The 19,130-nt window shown below is 72.7% G+C and carries 19 protein-coding genes; 5 read left to right on the top strand and 14 right to left on the bottom strand.

Going from position 1 to position 19,130, the window contains the following annotated elements:
- Position 1: 1 nt before the first annotated feature.
- The 5 genes from ACFYW9_RS17065 to glnA all read right to left on the bottom strand — a co-directional run bounded on the left by ACFYW9_RS17065 (position 2) and on the right by glnA (position 4,791).
- Positions 2–775: an alpha/beta hydrolase gene (locus ACFYW9_RS17065; protein ID WP_389150446.1), complete on the bottom strand. Its 774-nt coding sequence runs from the start codon at positions 773–775 to the stop codon at positions 2–4.
- A gap of 98 nt (positions 776–873) precedes the next feature.
- Complete coding sequence (locus ACFYW9_RS17070; protein WP_389150449.1) at positions 874–1,515, bottom strand: DUF1269 domain-containing protein; 642 nt, start codon at positions 1,513–1,515, stop codon at positions 874–876.
- A 122-nt stretch (positions 1,516–1,637) separates the two neighbouring features.
- Entirely contained in the window at positions 1,638–2,222 is a 585-nt protein-coding gene (locus ACFYW9_RS17075; protein WP_389150452.1) for a hypothetical protein, read from the bottom strand.
- Positions 2,223–2,226: 4 nt separating this feature from the next.
- Positions 2,227–3,171, bottom strand: coding sequence for a zinc metalloprotease HtpX (gene htpX, locus ACFYW9_RS17080; RefSeq protein WP_389150455.1), 945 nt, complete (start codon positions 3,169–3,171; stop codon positions 2,227–2,229).
- Between the two features lie 210 nt (positions 3,172–3,381).
- Entirely contained in the window at positions 3,382–4,791 is a 1,410-nt protein-coding gene (gene glnA, locus ACFYW9_RS17085) for a type I glutamate--ammonia ligase (protein ID WP_328453229.1), read from the bottom strand.
- Between the two features lie 199 nt (positions 4,792–4,990).
- On the opposite strand from glnA, the gene ACFYW9_RS17090 reads away from it, so the two are divergent.
- Positions 4,991–5,458: an RDD family protein gene (locus ACFYW9_RS17090; RefSeq protein WP_389150459.1), complete on the top strand. Its 468-nt coding sequence runs from the start codon at positions 4,991–4,993 to the stop codon at positions 5,456–5,458.
- 628 nt (positions 5,459–6,086) lie between these two features.
- Here the strand turns inward: ACFYW9_RS17090 and ACFYW9_RS17095 are convergent.
- The 4 genes from ACFYW9_RS17095 to lipB form a co-directional block, all read right to left on the bottom strand.
- Complete coding sequence (locus ACFYW9_RS17095) at positions 6,087–6,785, bottom strand: DUF4191 domain-containing protein (RefSeq protein WP_328453233.1); 699 nt, start codon at positions 6,783–6,785, stop codon at positions 6,087–6,089.
- A 102-nt stretch (positions 6,786–6,887) separates the two neighbouring features.
- Positions 6,888–7,082: a hypothetical protein gene (locus ACFYW9_RS17100; protein WP_326788203.1), complete on the bottom strand. Its 195-nt coding sequence runs from the start codon at positions 7,080–7,082 to the stop codon at positions 6,888–6,890.
- A 292-nt stretch (positions 7,083–7,374) separates the two neighbouring features.
- Complete coding sequence (lipA, locus tag ACFYW9_RS17105) at positions 7,375–8,340, bottom strand: lipoyl synthase (protein ID WP_328453235.1); 966 nt, start codon at positions 8,338–8,340, stop codon at positions 7,375–7,377.
- 164 nt (positions 8,341–8,504) lie between these two features.
- Positions 8,505–9,311: a lipoyl(octanoyl) transferase LipB gene (gene lipB / locus ACFYW9_RS17110; RefSeq protein WP_389150464.1), complete on the bottom strand. Its 807-nt coding sequence runs from the start codon at positions 9,309–9,311 to the stop codon at positions 8,505–8,507.
- A gap of 332 nt (positions 9,312–9,643) precedes the next feature.
- On the opposite strand from lipB, the gene ACFYW9_RS17115 reads away from it, so the two are divergent.
- On the top strand, positions 9,644–11,116 hold the full coding sequence (locus tag ACFYW9_RS17115) for a regulator (RefSeq protein WP_351865127.1): 1,473 nt from the start codon (positions 9,644–9,646) through the stop codon (positions 11,114–11,116).
- A 259-nt stretch (positions 11,117–11,375) separates the two neighbouring features.
- Here ACFYW9_RS17115 and ACFYW9_RS17120 read toward each other — a convergent pair whose 3' ends face one another.
- Positions 11,376–12,767 carry an NAD(P)/FAD-dependent oxidoreductase gene (locus ACFYW9_RS17120; protein ID WP_389150468.1) on the bottom strand — a complete coding sequence of 464 codons (1,392 nt, stop codon included), beginning with the start codon at positions 12,765–12,767 and terminating at the stop codon, positions 11,376–11,378.
- A 365-nt stretch (positions 12,768–13,132) separates the two neighbouring features.
- Positions 13,133–14,050, bottom strand: a complete 918-nt coding sequence (locus ACFYW9_RS17125) for a TIGR01777 family oxidoreductase (RefSeq protein ID WP_389150471.1) — start codon at positions 14,048–14,050, stop codon at positions 13,133–13,135.
- Positions 14,051–14,120: 70 nt separating this feature from the next.
- Here ACFYW9_RS17125 and ACFYW9_RS17130 point away from each other — a divergent pair, with 70 nt between their 5' ends.
- Positions 14,121–14,612, top strand: a complete 492-nt coding sequence (locus tag ACFYW9_RS17130; RefSeq protein WP_389150474.1) for a GNAT family N-acetyltransferase — start codon at positions 14,121–14,123, stop codon at positions 14,610–14,612.
- 41 nt (positions 14,613–14,653) lie between these two features.
- Here the strand turns inward: ACFYW9_RS17130 and ACFYW9_RS17135 are convergent, their stop codons facing one another.
- Positions 14,654–15,838, bottom strand: a complete 1,185-nt coding sequence (locus ACFYW9_RS17135) for a MarP family serine protease (protein WP_389150478.1) — start codon at positions 15,836–15,838, stop codon at positions 14,654–14,656.
- Between the two features lie 357 nt (positions 15,839–16,195).
- Between ACFYW9_RS17135 and ACFYW9_RS17140 the strand changes: the two genes are divergently transcribed.
- Both ACFYW9_RS17140 and ACFYW9_RS17145 read left to right on the top strand, forming a co-directional pair.
- On the top strand, positions 16,196–16,960 hold the full coding sequence (locus ACFYW9_RS17140; RefSeq protein ID WP_389150482.1) for a peptidoglycan recognition protein: 765 nt from the start codon (positions 16,196–16,198) through the stop codon (positions 16,958–16,960).
- Positions 16,961–17,082: 122 nt separating this feature from the next.
- Positions 17,083–17,379 (top strand): hypothetical protein, encoded by a 297-nt coding sequence (locus ACFYW9_RS17145; RefSeq protein ID WP_389150485.1) that lies wholly within the window; start codon positions 17,083–17,085, stop codon positions 17,377–17,379.
- A gap of 24 nt (positions 17,380–17,403) precedes the next feature.
- Here ACFYW9_RS17145 and ACFYW9_RS17150 read toward each other — a convergent pair whose 3' ends face one another.
- Positions 17,404–17,925 (bottom strand): DUF4240 domain-containing protein, encoded by a 522-nt coding sequence (locus tag ACFYW9_RS17150; RefSeq protein WP_351865206.1) that lies wholly within the window; start codon positions 17,923–17,925, stop codon positions 17,404–17,406.
- A 183-nt stretch (positions 17,926–18,108) separates the two neighbouring features.
- Positions 18,109–19,080: a helix-turn-helix transcriptional regulator gene (locus tag ACFYW9_RS17155; RefSeq protein WP_389150488.1), complete on the bottom strand. Its 972-nt coding sequence runs from the start codon at positions 19,078–19,080 to the stop codon at positions 18,109–18,111.
- Between the last annotated feature and the right edge of the window lie 50 nt (positions 19,081–19,130).

Here is a 19,130-nt window from a genome sequence, read left to right on the forward strand (position 1 = left end):
GTCAGGCGCCGGCGGCCGGGCGCACCGGGACGCCGAGGCCGGAGAGGGCGAGGTCCACGAGCCGGCGCCGGTCCTCGGCGTGGTCGCGGAACCAGAGGCCCAGCAGGTGGTCGGCGTCGGGCAGTTCGAAGCGGGTGAAGTCGGAGCGAGCGGTGAGGGCGTCCGCGACGGCCTCCGTCACGGCGGGCGGGACGATCGTGTCCTCGGCGGGTACGGCGAGCACCGCGCGGCCCTCGTACGCCCGCAGCACGTCGAACGCGGGAGCCCGCCGCCAGCTGTCCGGGCTGCGGATGATCCGGCTGAAGCGGCTCTCCGCCTCCGGGCCGTCCTGCCGCGAGGGGCTCTCGGGGTCCTCGAAGGGAAGGGGCCAGGCCTCGGCGGCGTACACCGCGGGCGCGCACAGCACGAGCGCCACCGCGCGTCGCCCGTAGTGCCGTGCGAGATCGGCCACCGTCTGGCCGCTCATGCTGAACCCGACGAGGATCAGCGGGGCGCCCGCCGGAACCGTCGCGTCGATCACGGACACGGCCTGGTCGAAACGCAGCCGAAGGCTCAATTCGCCCAGTGCGCCGGTGCTTTCGCCGTGTCCGGAGAAGTCGAACGCGAGCCCCGCGCACCCGCGGGCGGCGAACTCGCCGAGCAGGGGGAGCAGCCGCTCCTTGCTGCCGTTGCCCGCGCCGTGCAGCAGGACGGCGGTCGCCGCGCCGTCGCCACCACCGCCGTTGACGCAGCTCAGTCGTTCACCGTCGTGGTCGTGCGTGAAGGAAGAGAGCATCTCCCCATTCACGCACACGGACGGAACCGCTCCCGAGGCGGCCGTGGCCGGAAACTCCCTTTCGGGGAGGGGCGGTCCGGCGGCGGCGCCCGTTCGGCTCAGGAAGAGGCGGGAGCGCCGTCCGCGTCCGGTCCGGGGGTGCCGGCCGGTCCGGGCGTGCCCGCGGCACCCGTTCCGGAGGCGGCCGCCGGCGTGCCCTTCGCGGGTGCGGCCGTACCGCCCGCTTCCGGCGGCGCGGTGGCGGCGGCCTTCGCCTGGGCCGCGGCGACCGCCTCGCGCAGGTGGTCCTCCTGGTCCTGGCTCAGCGAGGTCTGCACCAACTGGCCGCCGAACTCGGCGATCTGCGGGATCACCTTGTCCCCGGCCGCCTGCTTGACCAGGACGAACAGCGCGGCCGCGCCCGGCCGCAGATTCTGGCTGAGATCCTTCATGAACTTGTCGTCGATGCCGGTGTCCGTGACCGCGCCTCCGGCGGCACCGGCCGCCGCGCCCACCGCCGCACCGAGCAGCGGCGCCAGGAAGAGCAGCCCGATGACCCCGCCCCACAGCGCGCCGCCGGCCGCTCCGACGGCCGTGTGACTGACCGCCTGATGCAGCTTGATCCTGCCGTCCTCGCTCCGCTCGACGACGACCGCGTCCTCCAGCTCGACGAGATGCTGCTTCGACAGCTCGAACAGCTTGTCGCGCACCCGGCCGGCGGTGGCGACGTCGTTGTAGGCGACGACGAACAGATTGCTCATGAGGGCACCCCTTGTGTCGATTTCGTACGACTTTATAGCGATATGAGATGGGGTGCAGTCGGGAGAAAAGTACGTCCTTCACGCCGCCGGGAACGCCGGAAGTGATGACGGCCCCGGCGCGGTCACAGTCCCGGGGCGCCCCAGATCGGGAACCAGCGGGCGAGGTCCTGCTCGATGCGCAGGTCGTCGGCCAGGGCCGCCTTGATCTGGAGTTCGAGCGCGTTGTCGCGCCGCTCGCCCCCGCCGGCGAGCGGCGCGAAGGGGAAGAAGGTCCCGCGCTTGTACAGGTAGACCAGACCGAGCCGCCGCTGTCCGGTGTCCTCGAAACCCACCACGGAGCAGAGGAGCTGGGGACCGAAGCCGGTGCCCTCCAGGGAGCTGTTGACCGCGTGCAGATCGCTCACCAGCGCCGGCAGGTCGTCGGGCGCGCGGCGGGAGACCAGCCACGAGTAGCCGTACTCGTCCCGGACCGGTTCCACCCTCGGGCCCGTCCGCCCGGTGTCCGCGTCCAGCAGGTCCTGTGCCTCCTGACGGGCCTGGGTGAAGGCCCCGCCCTCGACGGAGGCGAAGCACACCGCTCCCGTGCCGGTCGGGGTGAACCCGGCCGCGGCCTGGAGGGTCACGGCCGCCGACGGCAGTCCGAAGAGCTGGTCGAGATCGGGAGCGGCGGGCTTGCTGCGGCCGAGCAGGATGTCCAGGAACCCCATGCGGTCAGAGAACCTCTCCGGGAGCCGGGGCGCCCGTGTCCGGCACCGCGGGCTCGCCCAGCTCGGCGGAGATGCGGGCCAGTTGTCCGAGCCGCTGCTCCAGGCCCGGGTGGGTCGAGAACAGGTTGGCGATGCCCGGCTGGGCGCCGAGCGCGGGGGTGAAGTAGAAGGCGTTGAAGGCCTGCGCGGTGCGCAGGTCCTTCGTCGGGATCCGCCCGATGTCACCGGTCACCTTGGTCAGCGCGGACGCCAGCGCCGAGGGGCGGCCGGTGAGCAGGGCCGCGGAACGGTCGGCGGCCAGTTCGCGGTACCGGGAGAGCGCCCTGATCAGCATGAAGCTGATGGCGTACACGGCCGCGGACACCGCCATCACCACGGCGAGGACGGCCACGGTGTTCTGGTCCTTCTGGCCCCGGCCGCCGAAGAGCTGCGAGTAGAACGCGAACCGTACGATCAGCCCGGCGAGGACCCCGAGGAACGACGCCACGGTGATCACGGCGACGTCCTTGTGCGCCACGTGCGACAGCTCGTGCGCGAGGACGCCTTCGAGCTCGTCGGGCTCCAGGCGGCGCAGCAGCCCCGTGGTCACGCAGAGCACGGCGTGATCGGCGTTGCGTCCCGTGGCGAACGCGTTCGGCATGTCGAGGTCCGACACGGCGACGAGCGGCTTGGGCATGTCGGCCACGGCGCACAGCCGGTCGACGACGCCGTGGAGCCGGGGATACTCGTCCCGCTCCACGATCCGTCCGTGCATGGCGTACAGCGCGATCCGGTCCGAGAACCAGTACTGCGCGACGAGGAGCCCGGCCGCGATCACGACGACCAGCACCCACGACTTCAGCAACACGATCAGCGCGGCGACGAAGGCCACGTACAGCAATCCGAGCAGGAACAGCGTGACCGTCATCCGCACGGTCAGCTGCCGATCGTTCCGGAATCGGCTCCGCATCTCGCACCACCCCGCAGTCGGGCACTCGTCCCGCTCTCCATTGTGCGCCCGCGGTTCCCCATGAACAGGTGCCGATAGGCCCCGCGGCGGGCAAAGGAATTCCCCGTGGCGCGCGCCCCCGACTCCGCTGCCGGGGGAGGGAAACGCGTCGGCCGCGCCCTTCCCGGAGGAAGGACGCGGCCGACGACGTGTGCGGCTGGAGCGACGGGTCTACACGTCGAAGTACAGCTCGAACTCGTGCGGGTGCGGACGCAGCTGGAGCGGCGCGATCTCGTTCGTGCGCTTGTAGTCGATCCACGTCTCGATCAGGTCGGACGTGAAGACGTCGCCCGCGAGCAGGAACTCGTGGTCGCGCTCCAGCGAGTCGAGGACGGCCGGGAGCGAGGTCGGGACCTGGGCGACGTTCGCGTGCTCCTCGGGAGCCAGCTCGTAGAGGTCCTTGTCGATCGGCTCGGCCGGCTCGATCTTGTTCTTGACGCCGTCCAGACCGGCCATCAGCAGGGCCGCGAACGCCAGGTACGGGTTGCCGGAGGAGTCGGGCGCGCGGAACTCGACGCGCTTGGCCTTCGGGTTCGAGCCGGTGATCGGGATACGCATGGCCGCGGAGCGGTTGCGCTGCGAGTACACCAGGTTGACCGGGGCCTCGAAGCCGGGGACCAGGCGGTGGTACGAGTTCACCGTCGGGTTGGTGAAGGCGAGCAGCGACGGGGCGTGCTTGAGGATGCCGCCGATGTAGTAGCGCGCCATGTCCGACAGGCCCGCGTAGCCGGCCTCGTCGTAGAACAGCGGGGAGCCGCCGCTCCACAGGGACTGGTGGACGTGCATGCCCGAGCCGTTGTCACCGAAGATCGGCTTCGGCATGAAGGTCGCGGTCTTGCCGTTGCGCCAGGCGACGTTCTTCACGATGTACTTGAAGAGCTGGAGGTCGTCGGCCGCGGCGAGCAGCGTGTTGAACTTGTAGTTGATCTCGGCCTGGCCGGCGGTGCCCACCTCGTGGTGCTGGCGCTCGACCTGGAGGCCGGACGCGGCCAGCTCCAGGGAGATCTCGGCACGGAGGTCGGCGAAGTGGTCGACCGGCGGGGTCGGGAAGTAGCCGCCCTTGTAGCGGACCTTGTAGCCGCGGTTGTCCTCGAGCGCGCCGGTGTTCCAGGCGCCGGCCTCGGAGTCGATGTGGTAGAAGGACTCGTTCTCGGCGGTCTTGAAGCGCACGCTGTCGAAGACGTAGAACTCGGCCTCGGGGCCGAAGTACGCGGTGTCGGCGATGCCGGTGGACGCGAGGTAGGCCTCGGCCTTCTTGGCCACGTTGCGCGGGTCACGGGAGTACTGCTCGCCCGTGATCGGGTCGTGGATGAAGAAGTTGATGTTGACCGTCTTGTCGCGGCGGAAGGGGTCGACGCGCGCGGTGGACAGGTCGGCGCGGAGCGCCATGTCGGACTCGTGGATGGCCTGGAAGCCGCGGATGGAGGAGCCGTCGAAGGCGAGCTCCTCGGCCGGGTCGAAGGCCTCGGCCGGGATCGTGAAGTGCTGCATCACACCCGGCAGGTCGCAGAAGCGGACATCGACGAACTTGACGTCCTCGTCCGCGATGAACTTCTTGGCCTCGTCGGCGTTCTGGAACATCCAGCTCCTCCTACTCCCGCCCACTGTGGACCGGGGTGGTAGTTCGTTCGTGCGGCCAGTGCGGTGGCACACGCTGGGGCCGACCATAGGGACGGGGGATTTCTCCAGCGTGACCCATTTGTTTCGCCCAAGTTAACCGACCGCGGCCCTCCGGGCCCCTCCTGTCCGTATGGCAAAACGGGCACAGTACCTTGGACGGGTGGACAACAGGCAAGCAATCGGATCGTGGCTCTCCGGCCCCCGCGCGGCCGCGGAGGAAGCCGGTGTCGACTTCGGATACCGGGGCGAACAGCTCGGTCTCCCGGAGCACGGACCGGGCTCGATCGCCCGTCCCGGCCGCCGTATGGGCGCCCTCGCCGTCGACTGGGGCCTGTGCCTCCTGATCGCATACGGGCTGCTCACCGACGGCTATGACCAGGCTACGGGCAACTGGGCCCTGCTCGTCTTCTTCGTCGTCGGTGTCCTCACGGTCGGTTCCGTCGGCTTTACTCCGGGCAAGCGTCTGCTGGGTCTGCGTGTCGTGGCCGAGGGCGGCGGGCGGCCGAACCCGCTGCGCGTCCTGCTGCGCACCGCGCTCCTGTGCGTGGCCGTCCCGGCCCTGATCTGGGACCGCGACGGCCGAGGCCTCCACGACCGCCTGGCCCGCACGATCGAGGTCCGCACCTGAACCCCGACCCCACCCCCCGCTGACCCGACAACCGACACCGCCGAAGGCCACCCGTCCCGGCGAGGGGCCCCTCCGGCAAGGAAACGTCCGGCCCGGCGATGGGGGGCACCTGCCGCGGCGGGGGCCCGCCCCGGTAGGGATCGACCGGCCCCGGCGATGAGACACGGGACACCGCCCTGGTGAGCGGACGATCGCCCCGGCGGATGGGCACCTGCCACGACGGGGCACCCGCTCCGGTGAGGGAACGACCAGCCCGGCGACGGGCAAGCACCCCGGCGAAGGCCACCTGCCACGACGGGGCACCGGCCCTGACGAAGACCGCCCCGCCCCGGTGAGCGGACGACCGCCCCGGCGAAGGCCACCCACCCCGGCAAGGGAACGTCCGGCCCCGCGATGGGGCACCTGCCACGGCGAAGGCTGCCCGTCCCGGCAAGGGACCTGCCCCGGCGAAGGGACACCTGCCGCGACGGGGCACCCGCTCCGGTGAGGGAACGACCGCCCCGGCGAAGGCCGACCTGCCCGGCGGAGGGGAACCCCGCCCGTGGAGGGGACGCCCGCAACGACGATGGGGCGCCCGGAGAAATCCGGGCGCCCCATCGTCGTAGGACTGGTCAAGCCAGCGCGAGCGTCACCGCTTGGGACCGCCCCGCGGCATCCGCATGCCCTTGGGCATCGGGCCCTTCGGCAGCGGCATGTTGCTCATCAGGTCGCCCATCGCGCGCAGCCGGTCGTTGGTCGCGGTGACCTGGGGGCCGGCGAGCACACGCGGCAGCTTCAGCATCGTCGTGCGGAGCTTCTTCAGCTCGACCTGACCCTCACCGGTACCCACGAGGATGTCGTGCACCGGGACGTCCGAGACGATCCGCGCCATCTTCTTCTTCTCGGCGGCCAGCAGGGTCTTGACCCGGTTCGGGTTGCCCTCGGCGACCAGCACGATGCCGGCCTTGCCGACCGCGCGGTGCACCACGTCCTGGCTGCGGTTCATCGCGACCGCCGGGGTCGTGGTCCAGCCCCGGCCGACGTTGTCGAGCACGGCCGCGGCCGCGCCCGGCTGGCCCTCCATCTGCCCGAAGGCGGCCCGCTCGGCCCTGCGTCCGAAGACGATCGCCGTCGCGAGGAGGGCGAGCAGAAGCCCGAGAATGCCGAGATAGACCGGGTGGCCGATCAAGAAGCCGATCGCGAGGAAGACACCGAGGGTGAGAATTCCGACAGCCGCGAGTACAAGACCGATCTTGGAATCGGCCTTGCGGGTCATTTTGTACGTCAGAGCGATCTGCTTGAGTCGCCCGGGGTTCGCAGCGTCCGCTGCGGTTTCCTTCCTCGCCATGTCCACGAGTCTACGTGGCCCGCGAAGTGCCGACGACGGCAGTACCGGGCGAGCGGGGCCGCGGCTGCCGTGACCGGATCGATCGGCGTTGACCGGCGCCGATCAGGAACGGGTGACGGATTCCAGCACGCGCTGCGCCTCGACCCGGTCCTTGGCGCGGCGGCGGTCCTCCAGGACGGAGGTCCAGGCGTTGCGGCGGGCGGTGCGCTGCCCGCTGCTCATGAGCAGCGATTCGACGGCACGCAGTGCATCGGTGAACGACGGAATCGCGGTGGCGCGTACGGGCGCGGCCTGCATGATGCAGATCCCCCCTCGGGATCGACGGCTCGGACGGGGACGTGTGTGACGTGGAACCAGAGTCACTGACTGGTGTTACCAGTACGTGACCGAGCGGTCAAACACCAATGAAACCTTGATACCGCGGGTCGCTTTCCTGCCCCCTTCCTGACGTCGCGTTCAGCTGCGGGGACGCCGTGAGGGGGTGTGAACGGGCCGTTGTGAAGGGCGAGTTGCTTGTGCGCGGATTCACACGAAAGCGGTGGCACTCGGTGCCACCGCTTTCCTTTCGCAACGTGTGCCGTTCGGGGGATCAGACCGCCTGGGAGGCGACGTACGCGCCGCGCTTCTCGATGGCCATCTGGTACAGGCGCCCGGCCCGGTACGAGGAGCGGACCAGCGGGCCCGACATGACGCCGGAGAAGCCGATCTCCTCGGCCTCCTCCTTGAGCTCCACGAACTCCTGCGGCTTGACCCAGCGCTCCACGGGGTGGTGGCGCACGGAGGGGCGCAGGTACTGCGTGATCGTGATGAGCTCGCAGCCCGCCTCGTGCAGCTGCCGGAGCGCCTCGCTGACCTCTTCGCGGGTCTCGCCCATGCCGAGGATCAGGTTCGATTTCGTGACCAGACCGTAGTCACGGGCCTCGGTGATGACCTTGAGCGAGCGCTCGTAGCGGAAGCCCGGACGGATCCGCTTGAAGATCCGCGGGACCGTCTCGACGTTGTGCGCGAAGACCTCGGGGCGCGAGGAGAAGACCTCGGCGAGCTGCTCGGGCTCGGCGTTGAAGTCCGGGGCGAGCAGTTCGACCTTGGTGCGTCCGGCCTCGCGTCCGGCCGTCTGCGCGTGGATCTGGCGGACCGTCTCGGCGTACAGCCAGGCGCCGCCGTCCTCCAGGTCGTCGCGGGCCACGCCGGTGATGGTGGCGTAGTTCAGGTCCATCGTGACGACGGACTCACCGACACGGCGCGGCTCGTCCCGGTCCAGGGCCTCCGGCTTGCCGGTGTCGATCTGGCAGAAGTCGCAGCGCCGCGTGCACTGGTCACCGCCGATGAGGAAGGTGGCCTCGCGGTCTTCCCAGCATTCGTAGATGTTGGGGCAGCCCGCCTCCTGGCAGACCGTGTGCAGACCCTCGCTCTTCACGAGTGCCTGCATCTTCGTGTACTCGGGGCCCATCTTCGCCCGGGTCTTGATCCACTCGGGCTTGCGCTCGATGGGGGTCTGGCTGTTCCGGACCTCCAGGCGCAGCATCTTGCGTCCGTCGGGTGCGACTGCGGACACATCGGCTCCCTGTAACTTCGATTCTTCGGCGTACACCAGGGTACGCCCGTGCGGTGCTCGGCCCCCGAGGTGGGCAACCTTCGGGAGCGGGGGTGCATTCCCGAGGGGTCTCCGCCGTGGAGGCACGGGCTCCGGGCCGGTGTGCCTTACGCGCGGCTTCGGCCCTAGGCCGGGGTGCGTTCCACGACGCGCGGCTTCAGGTCCGCGTTCGCCAGGATGTCCCCGAGGTGCCTCTCGGCCACCGGCAGGACCTCGTCGATGGTCACGTCGCGGCCCAGCTCGCCCGCGAGCGAGGCGACGCCCGCGTCGCGGATGCCGCACGGGATGATCCGGTCGAACCAGGCGTTGTCCGGGTTCACGTTCAGCGCGAAGCCGTGCATGGTGACGCCCTTGGCGACGCGGATGCCGATCGCGGCGATCTTGCGGTCCTCGCGGCGCTGGCCCGCGTTGGACGGGGCGTACTCCGGGCCGTTGAGCCGCGGATCGAACTCCTCGTCCTGGAGCCGGGGGTCGAAGTCGAGGGAGAGGCCTCCGAGCGCGGAGGACCGCTGGGCGGGGTCCTTGGCGTCGCCGAGGACCCAGACGCCGCTGCGGCCCTCGACCCGGCTCGTCTCCAGGCCGAACTCCGCGCAGGTGCGGATGAGCGCCTCTTCCAGACGGCGTACGTGGGCTACGACGTCCACGGGACGCGGGAGCTTCTGGATGGGGTAGCCGACCAGCTGGCCCGGACCGTGCCAGGTGATCTTGCCGCCGCGGTCCACGTCGATGACGGGTGTGCCGTCCAGGGGCCGCTCGTTGTCCGCCGTGCGCCGGCCCGCGGTGTACACCGGGGGGTGCTCCAGGAGCAGGCAGGTGTCGGGAATCTCGTCCAGGAACCGGGCCGCGTGCACGCGGCGCTGCTCGTCCCACGCCTCCTGGTACTCGACGGCCTCGGCACCGAATCCCATGCGGACGAACCGCAACTCACTCACGGTAAGCGCCTCCCTAGAAGCTTCCTCGGACACGTGGTGGTCCCCGTGCGGGGGACGCGGAGGAACCTTTCGTCAGGTCCGTCGCGCGCCCACGCCACTGTACGTCCGTCGGATCCGCGTCAGCCCGACAGTCAATCCTCACACGATCGGATGAATGAATGTCGATGTGTGCGATGACGTGCTCACGCTCCGCTACATTCGCGCCGTTCACGAGGCCATAAGGGCTGCTCACAGGCAATCCGGGCACAGGGGGGCCTCGGGGAGGCGCAAGCACGCTTTCACGCCGCCCCGAGACACCCCTGGAGACCCGAAGGCAGGAGACCGCACCGCAGATGACGGAACGACCCGCGCAGCGCACGCCCAATCGACAGCTCGCCGCGCTCATCGCAGAAGCGGGGTTCTCCAACGCAGGTCTCGCCCGTCGCGTGGACCAGCTCGGACTCGAACACGGACTGGACCTGAGATACGACAAGACATCGGTGACCCGGTGGCTGCGGGGCCAGCAGCCCCGCGGGACCACCCCCGCGCTCATCGCCGAGGTGTTCACCCGCCGCCTCGGCCGGCGCCTGAGCGCGCAGGACCTCGGGCTCGACGCCTGCGCGCCCGTGTACGCGGGGCTGGAGTTCGCCGCGACCCCCGAGGAGGCCGTGGACATCGTCAGCGGCCTGTGGCGCAAGGACTCCGGGAGCCACGCCGAGCTCCGCAAGATCGCCTTCACCCCGGCCGGGCTCGTCGTGCCCAGCCGGGACTGGCTGATCGGCCGGGCCGACGACCGGGTCGCCCGCGGCGAGCAGCCCTCCCGCATCCCCGCCCAGGGCCGTCCGGCCTCGCCCAAGGTCACGGCGCCGCCCGAGCCGGGGGGATCCGGCTTCCGGCGCGGCCGGACCGAGCGGGGCCCCGGCCAGCGGGTCAGCGGCGGGGACATCGCCGCGCTCCGCTCGGTCGGCGAACTCTTCCGGGCCCTCGACAACGCCTACGGCGGCGGCCACGCCCGCCAGGCACTGGTCCGCTACCTGGAGCACGAGGCCGAACCCATGCTGCGCGGCGCGTACGGCGAGCAGACCGGCCGCCACCTGTTCGCCGCCGCCGCCGACCTCACCCGGCTCGCCGGCTGGACGTCGTACGACATCGGCGCGCACGGACTCGCGCAGCGGTACTTCGTCCAGGCGTTGCGCCTGGCGCAGGCCGCGGGCGACCGGGTGTACGGCTCCTACGTGCTCATCACCATGAGCCGGCAGGCCGTCTACCTCGGGCACGGGCGCGAGGCCGTGCAGCTCGCGCGGGTCGCGCAGCAGGGCCTCGGCTCCGGGGGGCCGCACGTCGTGCAGGCGCTGCTGCACGCCGTCGAGGCGCGCGGCCACGGGGTGCTCGGCGAGGTGCGGGCCTGCACGGCCTCGCTGGTCCGGGCCGAACGCGCGCTGGAGGCGTCCCGGACCGGCGACGAGGTCCCGCACTGGGCCCGGTACTTCGACGAGGCACAGCTCGCCGACGAGTTCGGGCACTGCCACCGGGACCTTCAGCAGTTCCGGGCGGCGGCGCAGCACGCCGAGCGCTCGCTCCAGCTCCGGGCGCCCGGCTACGCGCGCAGCCGGCTGTTCTGCCGGGTGGTGCTCGCCTCGGCGCGGCTCGGGCTCGGAGAACTCGACCAGGCCTGTCTGCTCGGCGCGGAGGCCGCGGGGCAGGCGGCGGAGATGCGGTCGGCGCGGGCCGTCGAGTACGTACGGGACTTCGAGAAACGGCTCGAACCGTACAAGGACGCCGCACCCGTCCGCGGCTACCGCGACAAGGTGGCCGCGCTGAGCTGAGCGCGCGGGCGGGAACGGCCGGACAGGCCCCGGGCCGGGGCGTCCCCGGTCTCCGGCCTGGGGTACCGGAGACCGGGAAGCTCGATGCGCGCACCGGGGCGGGGGTTCGCCCGCCCCGGTGCGGGCGGGGGCGCCCGCCCGCACGCGGAGGGTCCGCCGGGAGGCGGGTCCGGCCTCCGGGAGCGCCCGGAGGCCGCGGGGTCCGCGTGCCGGGGACCCGGAACTCCGGAGCCCCGTGCCGGAGTTCCGGATCCCGGGGTCAGGCGGCGGACTCCAGCGGCTCGGCCGACGGGGCGGCCGCGCGGACGTCCAGGTCCGTCAGGAGGGCGTGGGCGGCCCGCCGGGCCGAGTGCAGCGCGCCCTGCACCGTGCCGGTGTCCCGGTGGTCACCGCACACGTACAGGCCCGCGAGCAGCCGTACGGGGCGGCGCGGATCGTGCGGCGGCGGCATCGCCGGGACCGCTTCCGGCTCGTGATGGACCGCCAGCAGTTCCCAGCGGGTCGTCGACGTGCCGTAGACGCGGGCGAGCTGGGCGCGGACCGTCGCGTCCAGGTGGGGCGCGGCGGGCGGTGTGCCGAGCACGGTGGAGGAGATCAGGGCGCGGCCCGCGGGTGCCCGGGTCGGGTCGACCTGGCTGACGACCGCCGTGTGCGCCACCGGGCCGCCGCGGTCGGCGTCCAGGAGCAGCGCCGGCTCGGTGAGCGGCGGTTCGTCCGTGGTGTGGTGCAGGACGGTCACCGGATGGAAGGCGGGGACGTGCAGCCCGGGCAGGAACCGGGCGGCGGCCCGCGCCCCGGTCGCCAGCAGGATGGCCCGGCACCGGAGTTCACCGTGGTCCTTCGTCGTGACGCGGGTCGTGGAGACGGCGGTGACCTCGACGCCGGTGTGCACGGTGCCGGGCGGAAGGGCGGCCGCGAGCAGCTCGGGGAGCGCGTCCGCGCCGCCTTCGGGCAGACACAGCCTCCCCGTCGCGAAGGAGTGCAGCGCGAGGTCGGCGAGACGGCTCGACGTCCGTAGCTCCGGGTCGCACAGCAGGGCCGCGAGAAGGGGGCGCAGAAAGGCCTCGACCGTACGGGCCGGGAGCCCCCGGGCGGTCAGCGCGTTCGCCGCGGTGAGGTCGGGGCGGGCGAGCAGGCGCTCCGGCGGAGTGGCGGCGAGGCGCGCGAAGGTGGCGCCGAGACGGGACTGGTCGAGGGGGCTGCCGAGCGGGCCGGGGCGGGTGGTTCCGCGCGCGGGGCGGGGCAGCGGAAGCCGGGGGGCGCTCGCGAGGGCGCGCGCGGTGGTGAGTGCGCCCCTCGCGCTCCGGGATGTGCCGGGCGTGCCCGTGGGGTGGTGCCGGCCGTCGCTGTGCAGCAGCACGCCCGGCGAGAACGGGCACAGGACGAGGCCGTCCAGGCCCGGGGTGTGGCGCAGTTCCGGGTACGAGGTGGACAGGAGCCGGCCGATCCGGTCCAGCCGGAAGCCGTCGACCTTCTCCGTGGACATGCGGCCGCCGACATGGGGGGCGGCCTCGAGGACGGCGGTCCTCAGCCCCGCCCCGGTCAGATGCCGTGCGGCCGCGAGGCCGGCGACACCGGCTCCCACGACGACGACGTCGACGTCTTTGGTGATCTGTGCCGTGTGCGCGGCGTGGCGTGCGGGCTCTAGCACGTGCCCCTCCTCGAGGTTGCGCGGCCGGTGGGGACGTCATGCCCCCAACACGCTTCTGGAATGCCCCAGTTCGGATCGAGGGTGCGAGGTTCGGCCGCGCGGCGGAAGCCGCGCGGCGGCCGGGCACGGGAGCATGGGGGGTGCATGTACCCGCCCGGCGGGGGTGCTCGAACCCGCCCGGGCCGGGCCCACGGGCCTCGGGCCCGCCCACCCGTCCGGGCGCCGGAGGTCTTCGTCTTCGGCCGGGAGGCGGCGCGGACCCTCCGTTTCCCGCCGGGGGTGCCCGGAGGTGTCCGCCTCCCGCCGGAGGACGGCCGGGCGCTCCGGAGGACGCCCGGAGTCCTCGCCTCCCCGGGGACCGTTCCTCAGCCGAGTGCCGCCCGCAGGGCTCCGTCGATCGAGGGGAACGCGAAGGTGAAGCCCGATTCCAGGAGGCGGGCGGGCAGGACGCGCTGGCTGCCCAGGACGTCCTCGGCCATGTCGCCGAGGGCGAGGCGCAGCAGCGGGGCGGGCGCGGTCAGCAGGGTCGGGCGGTGCAGGACCCGGCCCATGGCCTCGGTGATCTCGCCGTTGGTGAGCGGGTCGGGGGCGGTCAGGTTCACCGGCCCGGACAGCGACTCCGTGTCGATGAGATGCCGGATCGCGGCCACCTCGTCGTGCAGCGCGATATAGCTCCAGTACTGGCGCCCGTTCCCCATCCGCCCCCCGGCACCCGCCTTGAACAGCGGAATCAGCCGCGCCCAGGCCCCGCCCTCGCGGGCCACCACGAGCCCGGTCCGGGGAAGCACCGTGCGCACCCCCGCCTCCTGCGCGGGGGCGGTCGCCTCCTCCCACTCCACGCAGACGGACGGCAGGAACCCGTCCCCGGGCGGCGCGGACTCGTCCACCGCGCGGCCGTCCGTGTCGCCGTAGAACCCGATCGCGCTCCCGTTGACGAAGACCCGCGGCGGTTCGTCGAGCGAGGCCACCGCCTCCGCGAGCGTCGCCGTCCCGAGCACCCGGCTGTCCCGGATCATCCGCTTGTACGCACGCGTCCAGGGCCGCCCCGCCACCGGCGCCCCCGCCAGATTGACCACGGCGGCACAGCCGATGAGCCCCACCGCGTCGATCCGCTGCCGCTGCGGATCCCACCGGATCTCGTTCGGCGAACGCGGCTCACGACGTACGAGCCGGAGCACCTCGTACCCCTCGGCGCTCAGGGAGCGTGCCAGCGCGGAGCCGATCAGGCCGGACGCGCCGGCGATCACGATGCGGGAACCCGGGGACAGCGGTGAGTCGTTCATGGGTCCATCCTGCCCGCGCGGCCCGGGACTTCACGGAAGGACCGCAGCGCGGCGGCCGTACAGTGACGGTATGTCAGCTGCTCCGCGGATACGCCACGCCACCCTGGACGACGAGGACGCGCTCGGCCGGATCGACCGCGACACCTGGTCCACGCTGCACGCGGTCATGCCGCGCCCGCGGCCGCCGTACGAGCCCTTCTACAGCGAGCGGTTCGGTCCCCGGGACCATGTCGTCGCCGAGCTCGACGGCCGTCTCGTGGGGTACATCCGGCTGGGCTTCCCGACCCCGCTGGCCTGCAACGCGCACGTCCGGCAGATCCTCGGACTGGCCGTCGCCGACGAGGCCCGCGGCGCCGGGGTGGGCCGGGCGCTGCTGCGGGCGGCGCGCGACGAGGCCCGCCGCCAGGGCGCCCGGCGCATCACCCTGCGCGTGCTCGGCCACAACACCCCGGCGCGCGCTCTCTACGAGTCCGAGGGGTTCGTCGTCGAGGGGATCCTGCCCGGGGAGTTCCTGCTGGACGGCGCCTATGTGGACGACGTCCTGATGGGACGCCCGCTCTGACCGGCTCTCCCCGTCGGGACCGTGCTCCGTGAGGCGCTCGCTCAGGAGCTGACGAGGTCGCCCGTGTCCACCCGCGCGGTGGCGTGTGCGGCCTTCCTGGCGTCGCTCGCGACCTCGTGCGCCGTCAGGACGTAGCCGGTCTCGTCGTCCGAGGTCGAACGGGCGAAGACCACGCCGTACACCTCGCCGTCGGTGGTCAGGAGCGGACCGCCGGAGTTGCCGGGCCGGACGGTCGAGCGGATCGAGTAGATCTCGCGGGTGACCGTGCCCGAGTTGTAGATGTTCTGGCCCGTCGCGTTGATGCGGCCCGCGACGGTGGCCGCCTGGAGGTCGAGGCCGCCGTCCTGCGGGTAGCCCGCCACCACGGCGGAGTCCCCGCGCGAGGCGACCCCGTCGAAGTGGAGGACCGGGGCCCGGAGGGCCGGCACGTACAGGACGGCGACGTCCTTCTGCGGATCGAAGAGCACCACCCGCGCCTGGTACGAGCGGCCGACCCCGCCCACCCGCACGGTCGGCCGGTCGATGCCCGCCACCACGTGCGCGTTGGTCATCACACGGTGCGGGGCGTAGACGAAGCCGCTGCCCTCCCGGCCCTGGTTGCCCGAGACGCCCTCGACCTTCACGGTGCTCCGCTTGGCGGCGTTCGTCGCGGACGGCGTGACGCTGTCCCCGGAGGGCTTGGCGACACCGGCCGCCGGTTCGTTCTCGAACGGGTTGAAGACCTGCGGGAAGCCCGCCTCCGTGAGTGCCGAGGTCGCGCGCGAGAACCAGGTCGGCGTGGTCTCCGGCATCGTGTTCTGCACGGCGCCCAGCAGCGCCGAGTTGCGGATCGACTGCGTCACCACCGTCGAGGAGGACGCGCCCAGGACGCTCGCCGCCACCCAGGCCACCAGCAGCACGGCCAGGGTGTTCGCCGCGGCCCCGCCGATCCCGTCGGCCACCCGCAGCGGCCCCTGGTCCAGCTCGCGGCGCAGCTTCAGCGCCAGCCGCCCGGCCAGCTCGTGGCCCACCACGGCGGGCACCAGCACCGTGAGGACCGCCGTGACCGTCGCCTCCGGTGTCCCCGCCGTGACCAGCTCCATCATCCACGGCAGCACCCATACGCCGATGACGGCGCCGCCCACGAAGCCGGCCAGGGAGACACAGCCGGCCACCAGGCCGCGCCGGTATCCGGACGCCGCGTAGAGCAGGATGACCAGCATCAGCAGGAGGTCGAGAACGTCCACGGAGCCGCCTTTCTCTAGGGCCCCTTAGTACGCGTCGGGCGGGCCCAGTGATCAGCCACGCGCGTTCGGTGCCCGCGGAAACGGCCACACACCCGTGGACCCGTAGAAACGTCCCGGACACGCTCGATGGTTCCACCAGGTGGCACACCACACATCGCGGCCCGTGAGGATCCGGGTCAGGGTGGCTCCATGCGTGTCTTCCGGAAGCCGCGGGGACCTCGAATACGGAGCGGGCAGCGAGCGTCCCGGCACGGGCGCCACGGACGTCCGTGGCCCCGGACGTCCGAGAGGCTCACCCGCGGAGCGGACCGAGCCCCCCGGGCGCCTGTGCCACCCGGTGTGCGCCGGCGTGCGCCGGTGGGGCTGCCGAAACCGGTCCTCGTCGCCCTCGGGTGCGTGCCGGGCCTGCTCGCCGTCCTGGCGCTGGTGATGTGCGCGGCCGGGGTGGACCGCTCGGCGGCCCGCGGCACCGCCCCGCCCCCGGTCGCGGCCCGGATCACCGTTCCCCGCCCTGTCGCCAGGCCGCCCGTCGTGCCGCGGACGGCGTGGCTGGACGCCGTGAGCACCCGCGAGCAGCCGCCGCCCCGCTACGACGACCGCGTCGTGGCGGTCTTCATCCACCACACCGACTCGCCGAGCGACTACGACTGCGCCGACGTGCCCCGCATCATCCGTGACGTGTACGCGGGCCAGACGGGCGCCAAGGACTGGGACGACATCGGCTACAACTTCCTCGTCGACCGCTGCGGCACGATCTACGAGGGCCGCGCGGGCGGGGTCGACCGGCCCGTCACCGGAGCGCACACCCAGGGCTTCAACCACCGCTCCGCCGGGATCGCCGCGATCGGCACCTTCACGGCGGGATCACCGGTGCCGAAGGCGATGACCGACGCGATCGCCCGTCTCGTGGCCTGGAAGCTCGGACTCAGTGGCGTGGACCCCCGGGGCACGGTCCGCCTCGTCTCCAGCAACAGCCTCAGCCGTTACGCCGCGGGCACCGCCGCCGTGCTCGCCACCGTCTCCGGGCACGACGCGGCCTTCATGACGAGCTGCCCGGGCGCCGCCCTCAGCGCCCGCCTCCCCGAGATCCGTGACCTGGCGGCCCGCGTCCAGGGCCGCTGAGCGCCCGGCGCCACCGGTCACAGGAACACCCCCGGCGGCTCACAGAGTCCCCGGAGCCGGGCGCCCTACCGTCCACGTACGGCGCCGCACGGCGTCGTACGCGCTGACCGGAGGCGGGGATCATGAGGATCAGTCGGACGGGGAGCGGGGCGCACGCGGGGCGCACCGGGGGCGGACAGGACGTACGGGCCGTGGAGCCGTCCGGTGCCCGGACGGCGGCGGCCTGGGGGCCGTGGGCGGTGGTGTGCGCCGTGGCCACGGTCGTCCTGGGCCCGGCCGCGGTGACGGCGTCCGCGCTGGACCGGGCCAACGCGGCCCCGCGGCACCACACGGCGCGAGCCGACGGTCCGCCGGCGTACATCCCCGCGGACCGGACGCGCCTGTCGGCCGTACCCCGGAGCCGCACGGGCACGCCCTGACACCCCGGCTGGCCGGTGTGCCCGTCAGTCCTCCCTGAAACGCTCCCACAGCTTGGGGTAGCGCCCCGCGATGACGGACTCGTTCTCGAACTCGAGCGGGGTGCCCTCGGGCTCGGCGGGGGCGGCCGGGATGCCGAGGGAGGGGGCGACGGCACCGGTCAGCTGCTCGTAGGCCTCGTCGGCCGCGTACCCCAGCTCCTCGCCGTCGCCGTCGATCTCCTCGTCGAAGTCGTCCAGGAGCTCGGCGAGCGTGTCGGGGTCGTGCATCGCCCCCTCGAAGACCTCCCGGCCCTGGCCGATCAGCCAGCACCGGAAGAAGTCGAAGGCGTCGTCGCTGGCCCCGTCGAGCAGCACCCAGGCCGCGCCCCACAGATCCCAGCGGTACGCGCGGTTGTAGCGGGACTCGAAGTGCCGGGAGAAGTCCAGGACGGAGTCCGGGTCCAGCTGGACGAGCCGCTCGACGAGCAGATCCGCCTGTTCCTCGGGATCTCCCTCGGCAGTCTCGCGGGTCGTGTCCACCAGCTGCCAGAACTCCGTCTCGTCCATCACGGGTCCAGCATCGGGCCTGGGCGGGAGGGACGCACGTGGAGCGGCGCAGATTGTTATGCATGCACATGCCGAAGGTAAAACCACCGGGTTCATACGGATTTCAAGCGGTCGGAGACAAACGTTCCCCAGGCCGCCCCCCGGGCCCGCGGCCACCGGCGCGGCACCGCCGATCGGCCCGCGTCACCGGTAGAGCGCCGCAGCCGCGGCCGCGTCCTCGGCGCAGCGCTTCCGCAGGGACTCCGGAGCGAGCACCTCCACCTCGGGCCCGAGGCCCCGCAGTTGTACACGGGCGACCTCCTCGGACTCGACCGGCAGGGTGAGGGTCACCCAGCCCCGCCCGTCCGGGGCGCCGGAGACGGCGAGTCCCTCCTTCGCCGACGTGGGATCGAGGGCGTACGGGAGCAGTCGTACGCCCTCCGGGGACAGCCGTACGACGGCCTCGGACCGCAGGACGGACCGGGCGAACTCCTCGGCCCGCTCCTCCCAGAACGCCGGCAGATCGAAGCCCTCGTCCCGCCGGAACCGCTCCGCGCCGGGGGCGACGGCGGTGAACCGGTCGATCCTGTACACCCGGAAGGCCTCCGCGTCCGGCACCCGCGCGCACAGGTACCAGAGCCCCGCCTTCAGGACGAGCCCGTACGGTTCGAGGGTCCGCTCCGCCTCCGACCCGCGGCGCCGGTAGCGCGCGAGGACCGGGCGGTCGTCCCACACCGCGTCCGCGAGCGCGGGCAGCAGCCCGGGCGTCCGCGGCTCGCTGAACCAGGCGGGCGCGTCCAGGTGGAAGCGCTGCGCCGCCGATCGCGAGGCGCCTTGCGCGGAGGGCGTCAGTGCCGCCGACACCTTCAGCCGGGCCGCCGACGCCGTGTCCTGAAGGCCCATGTCGCGCAGCGCCCCCGGCACCCCGCTCAGGAACAGCGCCTCCGCCTCGCTCCGCGCGAGTCCCGTCAGCCGCGTGCGGTACCCGCCGACCAGGCGGTAGCCGCCGGCCCGGCCCCGGTCCGCGTAGACCGGGATCCCCGCCTCGGACAGTGCCTGCGCGTCCCGGGCGACCGTGCGCTCGGACACCTCCAGCTCCCGCGCCAGCTCGGCGGCGGTCATCGACGCGCGGGTCTGGAGCAGCAGCACCATCTTGATCAGACGAGCGGCACGCATGTCCTCATGATGCCGGGCACCACCGACAACGACAGGACGGGCGCCCGCCC

Origin of the sequence: Streptomyces sp. NPDC002698, assembly GCF_042888945.1 — a bacterium.
GTDB lineage: Bacteria > Actinomycetota > Actinomycetes > Streptomycetales > Streptomycetaceae > Streptomyces.

What these genes read in the sequence shown, in the direction of transcription:
- ACFYW9_RS17145 (WP_389150485.1), top strand. Translation starts at nt 17,083, where the DNA reads ATGAGGATCAGTCGGACGGGGAGCGGGGCGCACGCGGGGCGCACCGGG.
- ACFYW9_RS17125 (WP_389150471.1), bottom strand. Translation starts at nt 14,050, where the DNA reads ATGAACGACTCACCGCTGTCCCCGGGTTCCCGCATCGTGATCGCCGGC.
- ACFYW9_RS17130 (WP_389150474.1), top strand. Translation starts at nt 14,121, where the DNA reads ATGTCAGCTGCTCCGCGGATACGCCACGCCACCCTGGACGACGAGGAC.
- ACFYW9_RS17100 (WP_326788203.1), bottom strand. Translation starts at nt 7,082, where the DNA reads ATGCAGGCCGCGCCCGTACGCGCCACCGCGATTCCGTCGTTCACCGAT.
- ACFYW9_RS17075 (WP_389150452.1), bottom strand. Translation starts at nt 2,222, where the DNA reads ATGGGGTTCCTGGACATCCTGCTCGGCCGCAGCAAGCCCGCCGCTCCC.
- htpX (WP_389150455.1), bottom strand. Translation starts at nt 3,171, where the DNA reads ATGCGGAGCCGATTCCGGAACGATCGGCAGCTGACCGTGCGGATGACG.
- ACFYW9_RS17150 (WP_351865206.1), bottom strand. Translation starts at nt 17,925, where the DNA reads ATGGACGAGACGGAGTTCTGGCAGCTGGTGGACACGACCCGCGAGACT.
- ACFYW9_RS17065 (WP_389150446.1), bottom strand. Translation starts at nt 775, where the DNA reads ATGCTCTCTTCCTTCACGCACGACCACGACGGTGAACGACTGAGCTGC.
- ACFYW9_RS17070 (WP_389150449.1), bottom strand. Translation starts at nt 1,515, where the DNA reads ATGAGCAATCTGTTCGTCGTCGCCTACAACGACGTCGCCACCGCCGGC.
- ACFYW9_RS17095 (WP_328453233.1), bottom strand. Translation starts at nt 6,785, where the DNA reads ATGGCGAGGAAGGAAACCGCAGCGGACGCTGCGAACCCCGGGCGACTC.
- ACFYW9_RS17155 (WP_389150488.1), bottom strand. Translation starts at nt 19,080, where the DNA reads ATGCGTGCCGCTCGTCTGATCAAGATGGTGCTGCTGCTCCAGACCCGC.
- ACFYW9_RS17115 (WP_351865127.1), top strand. Translation starts at nt 9,644, where the DNA reads ATGACGGAACGACCCGCGCAGCGCACGCCCAATCGACAGCTCGCCGCG.
- glnA (WP_328453229.1), bottom strand. Translation starts at nt 4,791, where the DNA reads ATGTTCCAGAACGCCGACGAGGCCAAGAAGTTCATCGCGGACGAGGAC.